Annotated in this window: 18 protein-coding genes; 5 read left to right on the top strand and 13 right to left on the bottom strand. The window is 49.2% G+C overall.

Annotated elements, in window-relative coordinates; genetic code table 11:
• A partial coding sequence (locus tag B2899_RS07015; RefSeq protein WP_286884649.1) for a heavy metal translocating P-type ATPase occupies positions 1 to 2101 on the bottom strand: 2101 nt, incomplete at its 3' end.
• Positions 2102 to 2594: 493 nt separating this feature from the next.
• Between B2899_RS07015 and B2899_RS07010 the strand changes: the two genes are divergently transcribed.
• Positions 2595 to 3017, top strand: coding sequence for a cell wall hydrolase (locus B2899_RS07010; RefSeq protein ID WP_146810116.1), 423 nt, complete (start codon positions 2595 to 2597; stop codon positions 3015 to 3017).
• Between the two features lie 23 nt (positions 3018 to 3040).
• Positions 3041 to 3493 (top strand): spore coat protein GerQ, encoded by a 453-nt coding sequence (gene gerQ / locus B2899_RS07005; RefSeq protein WP_146810117.1) that lies wholly within the window; start codon positions 3041 to 3043, stop codon positions 3491 to 3493.
• Between the two features lie 53 nt (positions 3494 to 3546).
• Here the strand turns inward: gerQ and B2899_RS07000 are convergent, their stop codons facing one another.
• A complete protein-coding gene (locus tag B2899_RS07000; protein ID WP_146810118.1) occupies positions 3547 to 5079 on the bottom strand; it encodes a flotillin family protein in 1533 nt (510 codons plus the stop codon).
• Positions 5080 to 5098: 19 nt separating this feature from the next.
• Positions 5099 to 5632 (bottom strand): protease, encoded by a 534-nt coding sequence (locus tag B2899_RS06995; RefSeq protein WP_286884643.1) that lies wholly within the window; start codon positions 5630 to 5632, stop codon positions 5099 to 5101.
• A 147-nt stretch (positions 5633 to 5779) separates the two neighbouring features.
• Between B2899_RS06995 and B2899_RS06990 the strand changes: the two genes are divergently transcribed.
• Positions 5780 to 6340 carry a hypothetical protein gene (locus B2899_RS06990; RefSeq protein ID WP_286884641.1) on the top strand — a complete coding sequence of 187 codons (561 nt, stop codon included), beginning with the start codon at positions 5780 to 5782 and terminating at the stop codon, positions 6338 to 6340.
• Positions 6341 to 6576: 236 nt separating this feature from the next.
• Here the strand turns inward: B2899_RS06990 and B2899_RS06985 are convergent, their stop codons facing one another.
• On the bottom strand, positions 6577 to 7512 hold the full coding sequence (locus B2899_RS06985) for an AAA family ATPase (RefSeq protein ID WP_146810121.1): 936 nt from the start codon (positions 7510 to 7512) through the stop codon (positions 6577 to 6579).
• 362 nt (positions 7513 to 7874) lie between these two features.
• Between B2899_RS06985 and B2899_RS06980 the strand changes: the two genes are divergently transcribed.
• Complete coding sequence (locus tag B2899_RS06980) at positions 7875 to 8624, top strand: CAP domain-containing protein (protein WP_286884638.1); 750 nt, start codon at positions 7875 to 7877, stop codon at positions 8622 to 8624.
• 112 nt (positions 8625 to 8736) lie between these two features.
• Here the strand turns inward: B2899_RS06980 and B2899_RS06975 are convergent, their stop codons facing one another.
• The 9 genes from B2899_RS06975 to B2899_RS06935 all read right to left on the bottom strand — a co-directional run bounded on the left by B2899_RS06975 (position 8737) and on the right by B2899_RS06935 (position 17955).
• A complete protein-coding gene (locus B2899_RS06975) occupies positions 8737 to 9852 on the bottom strand; it encodes a hypothetical protein (RefSeq protein ID WP_218029553.1) in 1116 nt (371 codons plus the stop codon).
• 38 nt (positions 9853 to 9890) lie between these two features.
• Complete coding sequence (locus tag B2899_RS06970) at positions 9891 to 10904, bottom strand: Nif3-like dinuclear metal center hexameric protein (RefSeq protein ID WP_146810123.1); 1014 nt, start codon at positions 10902 to 10904, stop codon at positions 9891 to 9893.
• 110 nt (positions 10905 to 11014) lie between these two features.
• A complete protein-coding gene (locus B2899_RS06965) occupies positions 11015 to 11416 on the bottom strand; it encodes a Na-translocating system protein MpsC family protein (protein ID WP_170230244.1) in 402 nt (133 codons plus the stop codon).
• A gap of 152 nt (positions 11417 to 11568) precedes the next feature.
• A complete protein-coding gene (locus B2899_RS06960; protein WP_146810125.1) occupies positions 11569 to 11967 on the bottom strand; it encodes a DUF6130 family protein in 399 nt (132 codons plus the stop codon).
• A gap of 78 nt (positions 11968 to 12045) precedes the next feature.
• Complete coding sequence (locus B2899_RS06955; protein ID WP_146810126.1) at positions 12046 to 13482, bottom strand: efflux RND transporter periplasmic adaptor subunit; 1437 nt, start codon at positions 13480 to 13482, stop codon at positions 12046 to 12048.
• Positions 13475 to 16636, bottom strand: coding sequence for an efflux RND transporter permease subunit (locus B2899_RS06950; protein WP_286884634.1), 3162 nt, complete (start codon positions 16634 to 16636; stop codon positions 13475 to 13477). The genes B2899_RS06955 and B2899_RS06950 overlap by 8 nt, the downstream gene beginning before the upstream one ends.
• Before the next feature lie 199 nt (positions 16637 to 16835).
• Positions 16836 to 17120, bottom strand: coding sequence for a hypothetical protein (locus B2899_RS06945; RefSeq protein WP_146810128.1), 285 nt, complete (start codon positions 17118 to 17120; stop codon positions 16836 to 16838).
• 88 nt (positions 17121 to 17208) lie between these two features.
• Positions 17209 to 17559, bottom strand: a complete 351-nt coding sequence (locus tag B2899_RS06940) for a hypothetical protein (RefSeq protein ID WP_146810129.1) — start codon at positions 17557 to 17559, stop codon at positions 17209 to 17211.
• A gap of 87 nt (positions 17560 to 17646) precedes the next feature.
• The gene (locus B2899_RS06935; RefSeq protein ID WP_146810130.1) at positions 17647 to 17955 is read right to left on the bottom strand and encodes a DUF4870 domain-containing protein; all 309 of its coding nucleotides are present in this window, start codon (positions 17953 to 17955) and stop codon (positions 17647 to 17649) included.
• A 126-nt stretch (positions 17956 to 18081) separates the two neighbouring features.
• Between B2899_RS06935 and B2899_RS06930 the strand changes: the two genes are divergently transcribed.
• Positions 18082 to 18228 (top strand): hypothetical protein, encoded by a 147-nt coding sequence (locus B2899_RS06930; protein WP_170230245.1) that lies wholly within the window; start codon positions 18082 to 18084, stop codon positions 18226 to 18228.
• Positions 18229 to 18336: the final 108 nt, after the last annotated feature.

Here is an 18336-nt window from a genome sequence, read left to right as displayed (position 1 = left end):
CCGGAATGCCGAGCGAGTTATATGCCAGTGCCCAGAACAAATTCTGCTTAATATTTGTCATCGTCTTACGGCTCATGTGGATGGCATCGGCAATGCTGTTCAAATCGCCTCGCATCAATGTAATATCTCCTGCTTCCATGGCCACATCCGTGCCTGTGCCCATCGCGATACCGATATCGGCCATAGCCAGCGCCGGAGCATCGTTGATTCCGTCTCCTACCATGGCAACTTTCTTACCCTGATTTTGAAGCTTCTTCACTTCTTCCGCTTTTCCTTCGGGCAGTATTTCCGCCAGTACGCGATCGATGCCTGTTTCAGCGGCAATCGCTTCGGCTGTACGCTGATTGTCACCGGTAATCATAATGACTTCAATGCCCATTTGTTTGAGGCGGGCAATCGCCTCTTTTGATGTTTCTTTAATCGTATCGGCTACCGCTACAATCCCTGCGTAGCGTCCATCCACAGCGACGACCATGGCTGTTTTTCCTTTGCTCTCCAAATCGTTCATCGAGTCAAATGCCTGTTCTGCGGCAACCTCATAACGGGCCATTAGCTTGCGTGTACCGATCAGGACCGTTCGTCCTTCTACCACAGCACGAATGCCATACCCCGGTATTGCTTCAAACTCATCTGTTGAAGCAAGCGAAATTCCTTTTTCTATAATGCCGGCTACGATAGCCTCGGCAAGCGGATGCTCCGAATTTTTCTCAGCGCTACCCACCAGACGCAGGAATTCCTCTTCCTTTATCCCTTCCATGATAACATCCGTCAATTCCGGCTTTCCTTTTGTTACGGTTCCCGTCTTATCCAGCACAACCGTATCGATTTGCTGCGTAGTCTCTAAGTGCTCTCCGCCTTTAAACAAAACCCCTGCTTCCGCCGCCCGTCCTGATCCGGCCATAATCGAAGTGGGCGTAGCCAAACCGAGGGCGCACGGGCATGCGATGACCAGCACGGCAATGAGTTTTTCCAGTGCATTCGCAAAATCGCCCGGCGTTACCCAGATGTACCAGACAAGGAAGACAAGGACGGCGATGCCGACGACAATCGGAACAAAAATGCCTGAGATTTTGTCTGCAATCCGCTGAATCGGCGCTTTTGATCCCTGTGCTTCTTCCACGACTTTAATAATCTGGGCCAGCGCTGTTTCTTTACCGATCTTGGTTGCCTTTAATTTTAAAATACCGTTTTTGTTAATCGTAGCACCAAACACATGCGCGCCCGCCTGTTTCTCTACTGGAATGCTCTCTCCCGTGAGCATCGACTCATCAACAGATGATTGACCTTCAATTACTTCACCATCCACTGGAATTTTCTCTCCGGGGCGAACCACAATCGTATCGCCTACCGCGACTTCTTCCACGGGAATCGTCATTTCCTGACCGTCCCGAATGACCAGGGCCGTTTTCGCCTGCAGGCCCATGAGCGTTTTGATGGCTTCCGAGGTACGCCCTTTCGCCAGCGCCTCAAACAGCTTACCCAATAAAATTAACGTAATGAGCACGGCACTCGTTTCGTAATACATCTCTACCATATGGTGCGGGCGTCCGATCGACTCAATGGTAAGATACAGGCTGTAGAAATACGCGGCCGAGGTTCCTAAAGCGACCAGCACATCCATATTAGCGCTCTTATTGTGCAGCGCTTTGTACGCTCCGATGTAGAACTGGCTTCCAATAATAAATTGTACCGGTGTAGCAAGTGCCAGCTGAAACCACGGATTCATGAACAGTTCGGGCATCCATATCCATGACGTAAAAGAAAAGTGACCGACCATCGACCACAGCAGCGGCAGTGAAAGAATGGCCGAGAGAATAAATTTTCGCTTTTGCCGTGCAATTTCTTTTTGGCGATAATCCCCGCTATCTTCTGCTTTTTCGTCTTTCGGCACTGCCTGATACCCAAGTTTTTCTACCTTGCGGACTATCTCATCTACAGATAGCTCGGTAGGGGTATACTCAACATGTGCGGTTTCCAAGGCAAAATTAACATTCGCCTCCGTTACTCCCTCCAGCTTGTTTAATCCTTTTTCAATCCGGTTTGCGCAAGCGGCACAGGTCATACCGCTGATTTGAAGCGTGGTTTGTTTCGTTTCAGACATTGTTATCGCCTCCTATACTATACATACGTACAGTACATGTAGATCAAAAAGATATTTTGTACAAGAAATTATGTTTTCCCTCATAATTACTTTCACTGTAGCATACCCCTACATCGCATGCAATTGTACCCTGGCGCTCCTATTAAAGATGCCTAACAAAAAAATTCGCTGATATCAAAGCTCCTCCCCCGTCTCTTGTTCCGCCTTCCTTTTCATCTATATACTATACCCCTTATATGTATGTGTCAACAAAATTTTTATTGAAAATCGTCTTTTTCTAGTGTTCATATTTTCCCTTTCATCACCATTTTCCTTTATATGTATAAAAACGCTATAAAATTATTTCCAAATATTTATCCGGCCCTGTGCTTGCTCGACGAAACGTAACCTGTTTCCTTCCCGTACACCCTCTTTTACAAATTATTTTTCAATGGGCAAATCACCAAAAACAGCCCACTTAATATGATGAGTAGTGTAGCAGGAGGTGAGAGTGTTGGCGGTCGTACCCGCAACTAGAAAAGATGTGGAATTGTTGGCAAGGCTGATACGTGCAGAGGCGGAAGGCGAAGGCGTTCTGGGCATGCTGATGGTGGGCAATGTCGGAGTGAACCGTGTAATTGCCAACTGTCTTGACTTTAAGGATCTCCGAACAATTGAGCAGATGGTATTTCAATCCCCCGGCGGCTTTGAGGCCACACAGAAAGGATACTTTTATCAACGGGCCAGGCCACAAGAAATTCGCCTGGCGCAAAGAAACATAAACGGGGAACGGTTCCACCCTGCCACAAACGCTCTATGGTTTTTTAAGCCGCCAGGCGATTGTCCCCCGCAGTGGTATAACCAGTGGAATGCAGGACGGTTTAAAGCGCACTGCTTCTACCGGCCAAGCGGGGAAGATTGCCCGCGCGTATATTAAAACGTATTAAGGGAGGAAATAGAATGTATAATCCTTATGTCTACACTTCATCCGGATATCCGCAGTACTATTATCCCGGCTATCAAATGCAGCAGAGTACACCGCAGGGTCAGGGGGCAGCGTCCCCTCCTCAAATTCCCGCCGGCGGCCAATCCATGACGCCCCTGGCTACGCCGGGAGCTCCGGGGGCAGCTGGTTCGCAGGCAATGCTTCCAACCGAACAATCATACATCGAAAATATTCTTCGTTTAAATAGAGGAAAGACCGCAACAGTTCATATGACATTTGAGGGCGGAGAGAAGAAAGTATTCACCGGCGTAGTTGAGGCGGCAGGGCGCGACCATATTATTATCAGCGATCCCCAAACCGGCAGGCGGTATGTTCTGCTTATGGTATACCTGGACTATGTTACATTTGATGAGCCGATCGAATACAGCTATCCGCTTAACCAGGTGGCAACGTATCCCCCACGCTAACAAAAACGGCCACTCTTCCTGGATTTTCACCGGGAGAATGGCCGTTTTCTCCTTTATTCTCTTATTCCGTCTATTCCCGTATCCAAGCTTCGTTCCTCTTTAAGGTCACGAAGCGAAGGCGGTGCCGTTTCCTTCTTCCTTGTCAAATTCTCAACCAATTGCTCGATATCGATGCCGGAGACGTCTTTTACCATCTGCGGCGCCGTTGCCATAAGCTCGGTTACATAGTTGCTGACGCGGGTCGCGCCGGCCCCATTTCCGGTATCTACCACCGTCAGCTTCTCGATGTTCGCCATCGGCTCGGCAATCCTGCCCGCCAGCTCCGGCAGCATCTTCACGATAATATCAAGCACAGCAGCCTCGCCGAACTTCTGGAACGCTTCGGCCAGCTTTTCTTTCGCTTCCGCTTCCGCCAACCCGCGCAGGCGTATGACTTCCGCTTCGGCTGCACCCTTGGCGCGCTCCGCTTCGGCAATGGCCAGGCCGTCCAGGCGCTTCTGTTCCGCCATCGCTTTCGCTTCCGTCTCGATCCGGTACTTGTGGGCATCCGCTTCCCGCATCCGTTTCGCTTTTTCCGCCTCCGCAGCCTGCTCCACCGCATAGCGGTCGGCATCCGCTTTTTTCTTCACTTCCGCGTCATATTGTTTCTCGCGGCGCAGAATTTCTTTTTCTTCTAGATCAATCTCGCGCTCTTTGCGGACCAGCTCGACCTTCATCTGCTCTTCCACTACCGATTGCTTCGAACGCGCCTCCTGAATGAAATACGCCTGATCGGCTTCGGCACGGGCCATATCCTGCTCTTTTTTGAAGGAGGCGACTTTCAACTCTTTTGCCTTGGTCGCTTCCGCAATATTCGTATCGCGCAGCAGTTCCGCCTTCTGCCCTTCTTCTTCTGCCAGCGCCTTTTTAATCCGAGCATCACGCACCGCTTCCGCTTCCGCGATATCGGCGTCACGTTTGACCATTGCGATGCGCGGACGTCCCAACGCGTCCAGATAACCATGTTTATCCCGTACGTCTTTAATCGTAAACGAGACAATCTGCAAGCCCATCTTCTTTAAATCTTTCGCCGCTACCCCCTGCACTTCCTGTGCGAAACGGTCCCGGTTGCGGTACACTTCTTCCACGGTCATGGAGCCTAAAATGGCCCGCAGATGACCTTCTAGCACCTCCTGCGCCTCGCTTTTGAGCGCTTCAATCGGTTTGCCCATGAATTGCTCGGCTGCGGTCGATACGTCTTCAATCGAGCTACCGATTTTAATAATGGCCACCCCATCTGCCATGACAGGCACGCCCTGCTCGGTATACACTTCGGGAGTGGAGATATCAAGTTTGTGCGACAGTAAAGAAATAAATTCAGCATTCTGAAAAATCGGCAGGATGAACGCCCCGCCGCCGCGAACAATCTTAATGCTGCGGCCGGAATCGTCGGTGACGACATTTTTGCTGCCAAGAAACGAGCCGGTCACAATCATCGCTTCATCCGGCCCTACCGTTTTATACCGGGCCCAGAACGCCAGGCCGAGCAGCAGCAAAACCGCGACAACTACAATCGGAACAAATAAAACACCAAAACCGAACAACATCAGAGGCCCTCCCCTTGTGCTAGTTTTCTTCAAACGGAGACACGTACAGGGTACCGTCTTTTCCTACATCGATGACCACAACCCGTGTCCCGCTTGGAATTTCTTTGTGTGTAACACTTTCAGCAATCTGGTTTGTATGTCCTGTCCCAACTTTCAGCAGCACCTCGCCACAGCCCTGGCCCGGGATCGTCGTAATGACTTCTCCTAAGCGTCCGTTTAACTCCCGTAGAGAAAATCCGGTCGTACTTTCCGCATTTCGCATCGGCCTGACAAAGATAACATACATAAGAGCCGCAAGAAGAATCCCGAGCACAAGCGAAACACCAAGGATGACCATTTGCCTCACCAATAGAAGCTGGGTTAATACGATACCGGTACCGCCAAATCCGGCCAATCCACCGATGACTACCAGCGGACGCAGCGTATGTACGCCGTCCAGATGCAGAAAGTCGAGCAGCCCATCCAGCGCATTGTCAATTATGTCACCTGCTAGAATCGTAACAAGCGCAAAGACCACTCCAATGATAAAACATGCCCAATAGAGCTCCAACATCCCCCTTCCTCTCCTTTTTGCTTGGAATTTTATACCTATATATACGAATAATAGCAGACAATAGTTGCAAAAAAAATTACGAAGATTACTTATGTTTTTCATGCTTTCTCGGACAAGCTCATATACTGAAAGCAGGAGGTGACCCGTATGTCAAGCAAGAGAAAAAGAATAGCGGTGGCTTTACTCCTGCTTTCTGTTCTTTCTGCCGGATGCGCCATAAAGAAAACAAGCGAAATAGCAACAACTGCGGAAATACAAAACGTAAATGGGGAAAAGCCGGGATTTTCCGCAGACGCATCCCCGTCTTCCTTATCTTCCTCATCGTTAAGTTCCAATGACAAAGCCTTTCTCCAGGCTTTCAAAGCATCCGTAACCCAGGCGCAAACAATTGCCAGAGAACTGCAGGCAATACTTACAGAAATGCAGCACAACGACGAATTCATCGAAGCGCAAGAAAGCATCAACACGGCGCGGCAGGAGATGCTTTACTTATGGAACACAATGCATAATGACTTTCATCCCGATAATGCCGATCTCCAGAAACAAAAAAACGAGTATGAGTCCATCCTTATGGTGTACCGGGAGGGATTGACGTTGCAATTGGAGGGAATGAAAAACGCCGAACCTGCCAAGGTTATGGAAGGCATAAAGCGGGCGCAACAGGCTGAACAGAAGGTAGAGTTGTTGGTGAAAAAGCTAAATCAATAACGAAAGGGCCACCGTGTGTTTCAAAAATGGGAAGGGAGACCATTGCCGGTCTTTTCCCTCCCTTCAGGCCACACGCTCCACACGGAAAAAGCAACAGCCAGCACACGCCCCGCACGTTTTTCCTCGATTAACAATGGAGGGAATATCACCCTTTCATCTCGCACAACACCCCCACATGGCTTCCCGCATTTTCTCCTGCTCCAGTATAGGAGAACAGTGTCTTTTGAAGTTCTTATTTATTCTTTCTCAAAATCTTCCGCTCTTAACTCCATCAACATATCCCGGTTTACCTCATGCGCTACATGGTCAGTGACAATGCGAATGGCCTGCTGGCGAATCGCTTTCTCGATCATGTTCCGCACGAAGCGGGCGTTGCTGAAATGCTCTGTGCCCCTCTCCTGTTCGCTCGTTAACTGTCTGCGAACCAGAAAGCGGGCTCCCGATGATAAATAGTACGCTTGTTCCTTACACATCGCATCCGCAATATCAAGCAGTTGTTGGGTCGTATAATCGGGAAAATCGAGCTTAATCGGGAAACGGGACGGCAGACCGGGATTGGATGCGAGAAACGAATCCATCTCTTCATTATAGCCGGCTAAAATGACAATAAGTTGTTTACGGTCGTCTTCCAGACTCTTAATGAGCGTGTCGATACATTCCTTGCCGAAATCTTTTTCCCCGCCCCGAACAAGCGAATACGCTTCATCAATAAATAAAACGCCTCCCAGCGCTTTCTTGATAATGTCCCGCGTTCGTGAAGCGGTATGCCCGATGTATTCCCCGACCAAATCCGCCCGCTCTACTTCCACAAGGTGCCCTTTCTCAAGCACCCCCATGTCCTTAAACAGCTTACCGAGAATTCGGGCCACCGTCGTCTTTCCTGTGCCCGGATTGCCGCGAAATACCATATGAAACATATGCGGCGCGTTATACAGGCCCTGTTCTTCCCGCAGCTTACGAATGGTTAAAAACGCGTAGATTTCGTACACCAGCTTCTTAACTTCATCCAGCCCGACCAGGCTTTCCAGTTCCTTTAGCGCGCCGGATTCTCTTTCAAGCGACTTCTCCATGCGCGAACTGATGATTTGTTCACGGCTCGCAGGCCTTGGATTGTCATTGCGAAACACCACTTTAATCTGGTTGCCGGTGGTAGTCTGACCCGTCGACTTCATTCTCTCACCCCGAATCGCTCCAGCGTTTCGTTTTGCGTTTTTATTACTGTATGTGACGAAGCCTGGAAATAGGAGTCGAGATACGAAGGAAGGAGCAAAAATATGTCTGTCCTTTTTCTATGAAAACTGTGAGGAAAGAAGGAGAGAAAGAGGAAAAAAGATCCATGTAAGAAAAAGGCGTTCGCCTTTTTCCCATTAAAATCATCTCCTCGTTCTCTTCTCTCTTTTCCTTCGTACCGCAAAAGTCCGCCGACAAAACATCACCGTATGAAAACATTACCAGGTCTTTTCCCCAGAATTCTATGTTACGATGAATGAGGTCACGGCAATTTGCTAGATTACAAGACAATAGGAGTGATGACATGAAAAAGATTATCGCAGCATCCGTACTATGCACATCCTTGCTGGGAGCAAGCTTCTCAGTAACACAAGCAGCGAATGAATGTCCGACGCCGGTGATTGTTAAGCCCATCACGCAAAACGGCGGCATAACACCATTCAATCTGCAAAAATTAGTAGACCAGTACCTGAAGCAGTGTCAGCAAGCAGGCGTGAAGCCAAGTTTCGAGCAGCTTAAGCAGCAATGTCTGAAAGCGGGAATTCAACCGAACTTTCAACAAGTACAAAAACCTGCGGTAGGGCAGCAGACACAACCTGCAGCGAAACCCGCACAAACAAACGCTCCTACTCAAGCTCAAGCACCTGTAGATGGCCAATCCGCAACACAGGGCCTGACTGCCGATGAAAAACAGATGCTTGACCTTGTCAATCAGGAACGCGCGAAGCAAGGACTGGCTCCGCTGAAGATTAACATGGAACTGCAAAAGCTTGCTCGTATGAAGTCAAAAGACATGATTGATAAAAACTATTTCAGCCATCAATCCCCGACATACGGCTCTCCGTTCGACATGATGAACAAGTATGGAGTTCAATACCGTACGGCAGGGGAAAACATCGCGGGTAATTCTTCCGTACAAGGTGCGCATAAGTCCCTCATGAACTCTGACGGACACCGCAAAAACATCCTGAACCCGGCGTTTACCGAAGTAGGTATCGGCATCGTGGATGGCGGCCCGTACGGCAAGATGTTTACACAAATGTTCAAAGGATAAGATAACGCACACGAGGAAGCCAGGCTCATGTTGAGTCTGGCTTCCTTTCATTTAACGGCTCCCCATGCCCGCTTAGTATCTTCGTGCATACCGATGATTATGCGTATCGGCGTTATACCAGCAGCGGCGTAAGTCCGAACGCAATGACGGCTACGGTTACAAACCGCATGATCGTTCCAATAATGGCGGCTGTCAGTGCTTCTTTCGCCGTTAGATCCGAGTTGGTGGACCAAATAGCCGGAATTTGTCCCAGAACATCTGACAGGGGCAAACCGGATGCGGCCAGTACGAAGGCGCCGACAACCAGTCTTGGGTCAATGTTTGCGGCGATTTCCTGGAGCTGGCCCATGGCAAGGGTAGGAGATGCCATGATGGCCGTAATTCCCGTCGCCGGATGTACGCCGATAACGCCAAGGAAAGCGGACAACGATTGTTCGAAAGGTTTCCATACCCCTGCGTAATCCAGCAGTCCGATTAAGCTATAGATGACCGCAATCGCCGGAATCACCAGCAGGAACAGCAGCTCCGCCCCTTCACGTGCCCCTTGAAAAATCGTTTGGAACACCGGCGTCTGCGGCGTAAAACTCGGCAGGTCTTTGAGCGCCACCGCCCGTGTATTCCGGTAAATTGTCCGGCTTAATACGAACGGTACGACGACCAGCGGCGCGAATATTGCAAGTGCTACAATAGGAAGCGCGTTAATTCCCGCGATGGAAAGCGCGATTAGACCAAGCATGAAACAGGAGAACGATTGCTGCGATTGTACCATGGTCGCAATCGCGATACACTGCTCGTCCCTTGTTGCTCCAGCTTGTTTCAGAATTGGACCGCCAATTCGTCCTGCAGCGTTAATATCGCCCAAAATATTATATACGCCTGGAATAACGACCGAAGGATTGACCTTGATTCTATTGGTTAGCGGTACGAATAACCGGACCAATGCGTCCGTAAAGCCCATCCGCTCCAACGCACGTCCAATCATTACGCTCAATACAATCGATACGCCGACATTTCCCATCAGAAACACATCCACCACAATCGGCTTAACCTTATCTAACATGCTGGTGAAGGCGTTACCGATAATCTCTGGATCCACCACGAAGAGAATACCAAGTAGCGCTACCATCACCAGACCAACCCTATTCTTTCGCTCTGCCGCCCTCCCTACCCGTTCAGTTCCCGCTCCTAAATCGACGATCTCACGCAATTGTTCCGCTGGTTTGGACATGTGATTTCCTCCTTATGATTAAACATAATAAATACGGGTTATACAGGGACTTTCCTAACCAGATGGGACAGCGCCATTTCCTGTCCGTATGTGCGGATAGCTGTACAGCCCGCAGCCTGAAGGGGCATCGACACTACCCGTTCACGAAACACGGCCACTTCCACATCGGAAAGTAGCTTGTCCAACGCACAGGCAAGCGGGAGTCCATTCTCGAAAATCTCCAACGCGTGCGAATTACCGAACATCATGTTCAGTCCAAGTTCCTTTGCGGTTTGAATCAGCGGATGTCCGGGACGCAACCGACTGATCGAAGCAATAACTGTATCGGCATCAGGAAACAGGCGGACAGCCTCGCGAAGATGTTCAGCGGTAAATCCCGTATGCGGAAAAATATGCAAAATATGCTTCACCGGCGTGCTTCTTTCACCCAGTACGATTCTGGCCCGGGTCGCCTGCCCGCTTTCCTGCAGCAGGGACGATCCGTAGACGATTCGCTCATTTTCCAGCAGAGCGTCATCTTGTTCGTATCCCATATATCCAGACAGCCGTACAATAATGTCTCCTAACGTCTTTATTCCGGGTAAAGCCATACCCGTATACAGCACGTTACCTTCCAACCCGCCAAAATGCGTGTTCACGTAATACACTTCATGACCGTGCAGTGCGGGAATACCGGGATGCAGACCATGGAACGCCTCATGTAGTTCCAGTACCGCAATTCCGTATAAATCCAGGTAGTGCTTGAGTGTAACCCCTCCTGAGCTGGCTGCATCCGCAATCGGATGGTGGGCGATAATTGCATCGACACCGGTGGCCTGTGCCAGCTCAATGTCCTGTTCGGATAGCGTCATCGCTACTGCTACCTTCCTCACCGGCCAGTTCGGGTCCCCGTATACCAGCCCGGGTGTCTCAATTACTTCCTTACCAGGAATACCGGATGATTTCATAATCATAAACGGATGCCTGCCAAGCGTTACATCCTCAGGCCGGCATAGAACCCGTCCTCCGGTGATATCATCCAATGCTTTCACTACGTCTCGTACTGTCGCCATTTCCTCGCCTCCTCGTTATGTGTAGCAAATAAAAAACAGCCGCCAGTATATCCGCACTTGTGTCCTGTGCGTAAAAATACTGACGGCTGTCCTGCTCTCATTCCCTGAGTTCATTCGGCCCGTCTATCGATATTCGATTGGCGTGGATGCAGATAGCGTTCTACGTCATCATCGAGGATAATGACCGTCGCCGCAAGCTCCTTCTGCGGGTCGTAATCTTTGAGAATCGATACAATCGAAAAACCGAACGTCTTGGTGAAATGCTCACGAAGATGTTCTTTGAACTCATCGATAAGCATAACGTCCATCGTTCTGGTTAACCCACGATTCTTTCCGTCGATCGTCCGCATTGCATGTACACGCTTATGGAGCGTAATAAACATGATTTTATTGCCGATTATATCAACCTGCTGCTTGCGTACCCCCACGTCGAACAAGGATTTATTCACATGGTTGTACTCGCGGCTCAAAGCCTGCTTTAAATCTCCCAACAGTTTTCCTGTGCGATCCATAAGCGACTCCATATCTACAGCATTTTGATTTCCTCTATCATACCTTAGCATCATTTTAATAGTCAATATATTTTATATATTTAAACTATTTTTTCAAAAAAAAGAGAATGGCTTATTTTTAAGGCATTCTCCTATCCATAAATTAATACGAATTATTTAATTTGAATCGTAAATGTAATTTTTGTATTCGCATATGGCTTATGATTGTTTCGCACCAATTCAACCGAAAATGTATGTGGACCGGGCTTTAAATTAGACACTTTGAACGTATTGGCATAGACCCGGGTTAGTTTGTTGTCCACCCACACATGCACATGCCCTTCACCCGGTTTCATCTGCGGCTCACCGGCCGGTGCATACATAAAATTCCGCGTCAGAAAGGTCAAATACACGGTATTGCCCTCGATCGAATGCGAAACGGCAAGCGCAGGCGACTGCGCGAGCACTTCCTGACTTTTCGCCGTTTCATCCGGCAGCGGCTCCTGCTCCTGACAGCCCGTAAGCCCTGTCGCGGCAAGCAGTATCAGCGCGTACCCAAACGCTTTTTTCATAGTTCCTGTCCTCCTGTATAGAGCCTTTTTTCACAGGATGGACAGGAGCGGCCGATTCTAAACAGAAGAACGGCGTTTTTATTTCTTTACCGAAATTTTCACATTGTCATCAAGAAGCGTTTGCCCTTTGACGATTACTTTTTCGCCTTCCTTCAGGCCGGCTACAAGCGTATTGTCGCTGTTCTGCTCAATGATGGTAATGGCCTTGCGCACCGGCTTATCTCCTTGAGCCACATACACGTACGGCTTATTTTCTTCCGTCAAAATTGCGCTTGTCGGAATCACAATCCCCTTCTTAGCGGTCGGAGAAGCCACATTCACCTGAATCGCCATGCCAGCTTTAATCTTGCCGTCCGGATTCGGTACTTCCACCGTAACCGGATAGCCTTTTGACTGCTGGTTAAGCGGACTGATACTTGTCACTTTTCCGTTCGTATTCAGCTTCAGTGAAGGAATGGAGATACCGACCGACTGATTCATACCGAACAGACCGATTAAGTTCTCCGGCGTGTTAACCACCACTTTCATCGGGTCCAGGTTCGCCAGAACGATAAACGGACTTTGCGGTGAGGAGAAGTCGCCTACCTCTCCGTTTATCGCCCCAATCGTACCGGAAATCGGCGCGGTAACAACCGCGTTATTTAAGTTATCACGCGCAATTCGAAGATTCAGCTCCGCCTGGGCAAGCTGCTGGCGGGCCACTTCTACGCCTTCTCCACCGGCAGCGTTGCTGACCTGCTTCTTGGCGGTGGCAAGTGATGCCTGCGCGTTTTTACGTGACTCTTCCGCACTTTTCTTGGCTGCTTCCGCATTTTTCAACGCGACGCTGGCGTTTTTCAGGCCGATTTGCGCTTCCTGAATGGCGATTTGCGCATTCTTGAGCTGCGTTTGTGCCTGTTCAAGCTGTTGCTTTGTTACTGCCCCCTGATTAAACAGCATCTGCATGCGGTCAGCGTTCGTTTTAGCATCGTTATATGCCTGCTGGGCGCGCTCCATTTGCGCACTGGCCTGTTCTAAACCATTGCGTGCATTGGAAATACCGTTTATGGCCTGTTCATAAGCGCTATTTGCCTGTGAAAGTCCGCTGCTCGCCTGGTTCACTCCCGCCTGTGCCGAATCGACGCCATTTCTTGTCTGTGCCTGGGTCTGAGCAAGCGATGCGCGGGAAAGCGCCACGCTCTGCTGTGCCTGATCTACCGCATTGCGCAGATCTTTATCGTCAAGACGGAACAACACATCACCCGCACGTACTTTTTGTCCGACTTTCACGGAGATTGACGTGACTTTCGCGCTTACTTTCGGCACCACATTGACCAGCTGCGATGCCTGCGTTGTACCTGTCAATGTCCGGCCCTTATCCAGAGATCCGGTAAAAGCGGCCGCCACCTCCACCGGAACCGTTTTGACCTGGACGGGAGCGGACGCTTCTTTGCTTTCGCCTATGCCGCAGCCCGCTGCAAGCGCACTGGTTGCCACCAGACCGGCAATCGTCATTCCTATTACCATTTTACGCATTGATTGCTTCTCCTCCTGTTTCCTTCTCTCTGCGCTGTCTCTTCTTCTCACGACGCTCTGTCCGACGTTTTCTCCACTTCTGAATCATGTCATCAAACAACGTGTATACGACCGGAACTAACACAAGGGTAATTAATGTAGAGAATGTCAAACCGAATGCGACGACGACCGCAAGCGGCGCCTGTGCTTCCGAACCTTCCCCGCCGCCGAATGCCAGCGGCAAAATTGCAAGTACGGTGGTGAGCGTAGTCATTAAAATCGGGCGCAAACGGACCGGACCGGCTACTTTAATGGCTTCATCTCTGTCCATCCCTTCCTTACGCAGCGTATTTACATAATCAATTAATACAATCGCGTTGTTTACGACAATTCCTACAAGCAAAATGCAACCCATTAACGACGTTACGCTAAGTGGATAACCGGTAACCAAGAGACCGATAACGACCCCAATCAGCGTAGGCGGAATGGAGAACATAATAACAAACGGATAGAACAGCGACTCAAACTGACTTGCCATAACCATGTACACAAGCACAATGGCAAGCGCAATGGCAAGACCTAAGCTGGAGAACGATTCAGCCATTTCTTTCGCCTGGCCGCCTGTTTCAATGAAATAGCCTTCCGGCAAATTCAATTCGGCCAGCTTAGCACTAATCTCCTGATTGACTACGTTCAGAGGGCGGCCGACAATATCCCCGGTCACGCTCACCTGGCGCGTCTGATTCGTACGGTTGATTTGCTGCGGGGTGATTTCCTTCGTAATCGTCGCTACCTGTCCGACTGCTACCTGTGCCCCGCTCGGTGTTGACAGCATTAAACTCTCAATATTGTTCATCTCGGATTTGAAGTTGTCCGGGAATTTCACACGCACATCAATTTCATCGTCACCCGTGCGGAAACGGGTTGCAATTTGACCATCAAAGGCTGTGCGTACCGCAGAGATAACCTGATTGGTGGTAATCCCATACTGTGCGGCCATGTTGCTATCGACTTTCAACTGGAACTGCTCCACTCCATCTTCAAGCGAAGAGACAACATTGCGAGTGCCTTCCACTTCTTTCACCATAGTTTTAATGGTCTCGCTAATGTCGGCCAGCACATTCATATCATCGCCGCGAATCGCAATATCAATGGGCGATCCCGCAGGAGCACCGCTGGTATCAGAAATATCTACTACGATATCCGCTCCGGCAATACCGCTCACTTTTGCTCGGAGCTCCTCTACTACTTGCTCTGTTGAGCGTTCCCGCTCCTCTTTCGGCACCAGCTTTAATTGGACAGATGCCATATGAGTTAGTTCCGTCTGGACAATCGCAGCTCCACCGGCGCGTCCTATGGACGTATAGATAATATCCTTCTCCGGGACCTGTTTTACAAACGCTTCTACTTGCTGGACAATTTTCTCTGTTTCTTCCAGTTTAGAGCCTGCAGGAAGCTCTATGTTGACCGATATTTGACCCTGATCAAACGTGCTAATGAATTCTTTGCCAATGAGCGGGGATACAAATACGCCGATTGTGACCACCATGGCGGCAAGCGTTGATACAATGACGGTTTTGCGGTGGGTAAGCGCCCAGCGAATCAGACGTCCATACCCTTCACTGACGCGGTGAAAGCCTTTTTGGAACAGCACCATCGGCGTCTTTTTCTTAGAGCGCAGATAGTCTTCCACCTCATGCGGAGGCTCTTTCAACAGCTTCGAAGACATCATTGGCACCAGTGTAATCGATGCAAGCAGCGCAGCAATGTGCGAGAATACCACAGTAAGCGCCAGCGGTCCGAACAGTTGCGCCGCCAGACCTTCTACGAATACAATCGGCAGGAATACGCAGATTTGCGCTAACGCTGATGCCATAACGGCAGTGCCCACTTCTTTCGTTCCTACGATGGAGGCCACTGTAATATCGTGTCCGGCCTGCCGTTTTCGATAAATGCTTTCCAATACTACAACGGCAAAGTCCACCAGTGAACCAAGCCCCAGCGTTAAACCGGCCAGCGAGATTAAGTTAATCGTCTGTCCGCCAAAATACATAAGCGCAAACGTAGCGATTACAGAAATCGGAATGACAATAGCGACAACCAACATAGCTCGAAAGCTATGCAGGAACAGATATAAAATAATGACGGCAAAAAGGCCACCAACAATGGCGTGCTCTGCAACCGTAAAGATAGAATCTTTTACGAAGATGGAGGTATCCATAATCGTAGAAATCTTCACGCCCTGCGGCAATAGGGGCTTAATCTCTTCCAGTTCCGCCTTCACGGCATCGGCCACCTCTACCGTATTGGCGCCCGAGGCTTTGGTAACTTCCAGACCAAGGCTGGGTTGATTGTTCACGGTTGCTTTCTGGGTAATTTTCTTATATCCGTCCGTTACCGTAAGCAAGTCCGCCAATTGAATCGTTCCGCCCTGCGGCAGCGCAACCGGTGTGGCACCGATATCCTGCGGACTGTCGAATTCTCCTGTAACTTTAATACTGATATTACGATCGCCTTCCGTCACACTTCCCGCCGTACCCGCCAGGTTGCGCGCATTCAGGCTCTGTGTAATTTGTTCTATCGTCAATCCGTATGTATTGAGGGCATCCGGATTTATTGTTAGTTGAATTTCACGCGTTTTTCCGCCGGAAATTCCAAGAGAGGCGACACCGTCCACCCGCTCAATACGCGGCTGTATGATATCTTCAGCAATCTTGTTTAACTCGACGACATCCATCGGACCTGATACGGCCAGTGACAGTATCGGCATACTATTCGGGTCAAACTTCATAACCCGAGGCGAACCTGCGTTGTCCGGCAGACTGTTGCGCACCAAGTCTACTTTCTCCCGCATGTCCAGTGCCGCCTGATCCATATCAGTACCCCAATTGAATTGGGCAATTACCTGTGAAGCTCCGTTAATGGAAACCGAACTAATGGTTTTAATATTACTAACCGTTCCGATCGCACCCTCAAGCGGCTTTGAGATGAGGTTTTCCACCTCCTCCGGCGCGGCTCCTTCATAGCTGGTCACGACAACCGCTACCGGAATATTGAGTTCTGGATATAAATCCACTTTCAACTTCGGCAGCGAAATGATACCAAATAGGACAACCGCCACGATCAGCATTACAATGGTGACCGGCTTTTTCACCGACCATTCAGCTGCTTTCACCCTGCTATCTCCCCTTCTTCTTCCGTATCGTTGCTACTGTCTAGCCCTTTAGATTCTACGACAATAGTAAAAAAGAGTTTCGTTTTTACGTTATAAACAGTATTTTTCCGTGAATCCATGTTCATTTTAAACGATTTTAGAGAAAAATCAAGCAACAATTTCAGGACATGGCGTACTCAACAAAAAAAACCCCAAAAGACTACCTTTTGAGGTTTCTCGTATATCCGTGCAAGGCTTTGATTTTGCCGAAGACGCTCTCCACATTCTGCATGAAATTCTGCACATCCCGCATGGATTCGGCGATTTGATGCGCCATAACTTTACGCTGGACCGGCTTTGGCTGCTTGCTCTTCTCCCATTCCTGCACAATCAGCTCGTAATTGCGCTGCCGGGCCAGATTCCGTACTTTCTGACGTTGTGACCTCGCCCACGTCGCAAACTCCGGGTGTTGCCTCGCAAACCGTTTTAACTCTTTCTTGGTCATCGCTTCACCTTCTTTGCTTGCGTGCTTCTTTTATATCGTACGCAGCAGGCGGGCAGGAAGGAAGAGGGGCAAATGCCCATTCATGCGGTTATACGAAAAAGCTGCGTTCTGCGGCCTCAAGTTGGTTCTCAATCATGACAATGTCGCGTTCAATATCTTCGATGTCTTGCTCAAGCAATTCTTTGAGACGTCTTTTCTCCTTTAACAGTTTACGCATTTGTTCAAGCCTTTCCTTCATGTCAAACACACCCAGGTACATGGCAATCCCCTCCACTTCTTCATTCACACCTTTATATCTATATGCACAAATAGAGAAAATAGAAGCGGCCATGACAAAAATAACTATTCCATCGCGGTTCCGTTGATGATAGACACCGGCATCGCGTCTCAGGGGGCGGGATGCCAGCGCCAGAAGATCGATACGATTCACTTGATCCAAAAAACAGGGCCATCTTTTCCCCATCGTTATCAGGAAAAGATGGCCGCATAAGCGAAACGCGTTATATCTAGACGTTTTCGTCCTCTCTTAACGTACCCAGCTGTGCACGATCGGATAGTGAAACGGTTTCTCCGCCAGCGCCCGGATGATTCCTTTGATTGGATAGTAAATCGCAATAATGGAGAAAATCGGTACAAGGATAAATCCGATGAGCACAATCATCAAAAATGACGAAATCGCGATTACCGCCCCCATCATAATGTGAAACAGCAATGCCTCCATTGCTTTCTCTTTTACATATGGATGATCGGACAGAAAATAAAACACCAGCGGTACGAGCACGGGCGCAAAAAACGTACTTCCGTGTATAATGATACAAGCCGGTTTCGGGTTCATTCGCTTGACCTCCTTCTTACATCTTTTTACACCAGTTTCATACGTATTAGCTACAAGGATGTTTCAATTTTATCCAATCTGCATTAAAATGTAAGTACCTCAAACTCATCCTCAGGAGGAATGAAAATGATTACATGTGAAACCTGTGGAAAAACCAGTCAGGGGCAGGAAATCGGCAAGCATTGGATTTGTGGGGATTGCAGGGTGGACGAAGCGGTGGAAACGCAAGAAGTACAGGCAGAACAGATAGACAACAGAGGAAATGTACATTAAAAAGGAGACAGACGAAAGACGGTCACACGACACACACAAAACCTCCATGGCTCTCCAGCCGCAAGCCCTGCCATGAAAATGAAGGGAAGGGCGGCTGACTTTTGAGGT

The organism is Aneurinibacillus sp. UBA3580 (assembly GCF_002375825.1).
In the GTDB taxonomy this organism is placed as follows: domain Bacteria; phylum Bacillota; class Bacilli; order Aneurinibacillales; family Aneurinibacillaceae; genus Aneurinibacillus; species Aneurinibacillus danicus.
Note: the sequence above shows the minus strand (reverse complement) of the source record. Positions and strands in the feature narration are given on the sequence as shown.

Coding starts and splice junctions, on each gene's coding strand:
- gerQ (WP_146810117.1), top strand. CDS start 3,041: ATGTATAATCCTTATGTCTACACTTCATCCGGATATCCGCAGTACTAT.
- B2899_RS07000 (WP_146810118.1), bottom strand. CDS start 5,079: ATGTTGTTCGGTTTTGGTGTTTTATTTGTTCCGATTGTAGTTGTCGCG.
- B2899_RS06995 (WP_286884643.1), bottom strand. CDS start 5,632: ATGTTGGAGCTCTATTGGGCATGTTTTATCATTGGAGTGGTCTTTGCG.
- B2899_RS06990 (WP_286884641.1), top strand. CDS start 5,780: ATGTCAAGCAAGAGAAAAAGAATAGCGGTGGCTTTACTCCTGCTTTCT.
- B2899_RS06985 (WP_146810121.1), bottom strand. CDS start 7,512: ATGAAGTCGACGGGTCAGACTACCACCGGCAACCAGATTAAAGTGGTG.
- B2899_RS06980 (WP_286884638.1), top strand. CDS start 7,875: ATGAAAAAGATTATCGCAGCATCCGTACTATGCACATCCTTGCTGGGA.
- B2899_RS06975 (WP_218029553.1), bottom strand. CDS start 9,852: ATGTCCAAACCAGCGGAACAATTGCGTGAGATCGTCGATTTAGGAGCG.
- B2899_RS06970 (WP_146810123.1), bottom strand. CDS start 10,904: ATGGCGACAGTACGAGACGTAGTGAAAGCATTGGATGATATCACCGGA.
- B2899_RS06965 (WP_170230244.1), bottom strand. CDS start 11,416: ATGGATCGCACAGGAAAACTGTTGGGAGATTTAAAGCAGGCTTTGAGC.
- B2899_RS06960 (WP_146810125.1), bottom strand. CDS start 11,967: ATGAAAAAAGCGTTTGGGTACGCGCTGATACTGCTTGCCGCGACAGGG.
- B2899_RS06955 (WP_146810126.1), bottom strand. CDS start 13,482: ATGCGTAAAATGGTAATAGGAATGACGATTGCCGGTCTGGTGGCAACC.
- B2899_RS06945 (WP_146810128.1), bottom strand. CDS start 17,120: ATGACCAAGAAAGAGTTAAAACGGTTTGCGAGGCAACACCCGGAGTTT.
- B2899_RS06935 (WP_146810130.1), bottom strand. CDS start 17,955: ATGAACCCGAAACCGGCTTGTATCATTATACACGGAAGTACGTTTTTT.
- B2899_RS06930 (WP_170230245.1), top strand. CDS start 18,082: ATGATTACATGTGAAACCTGTGGAAAAACCAGTCAGGGGCAGGAAATC.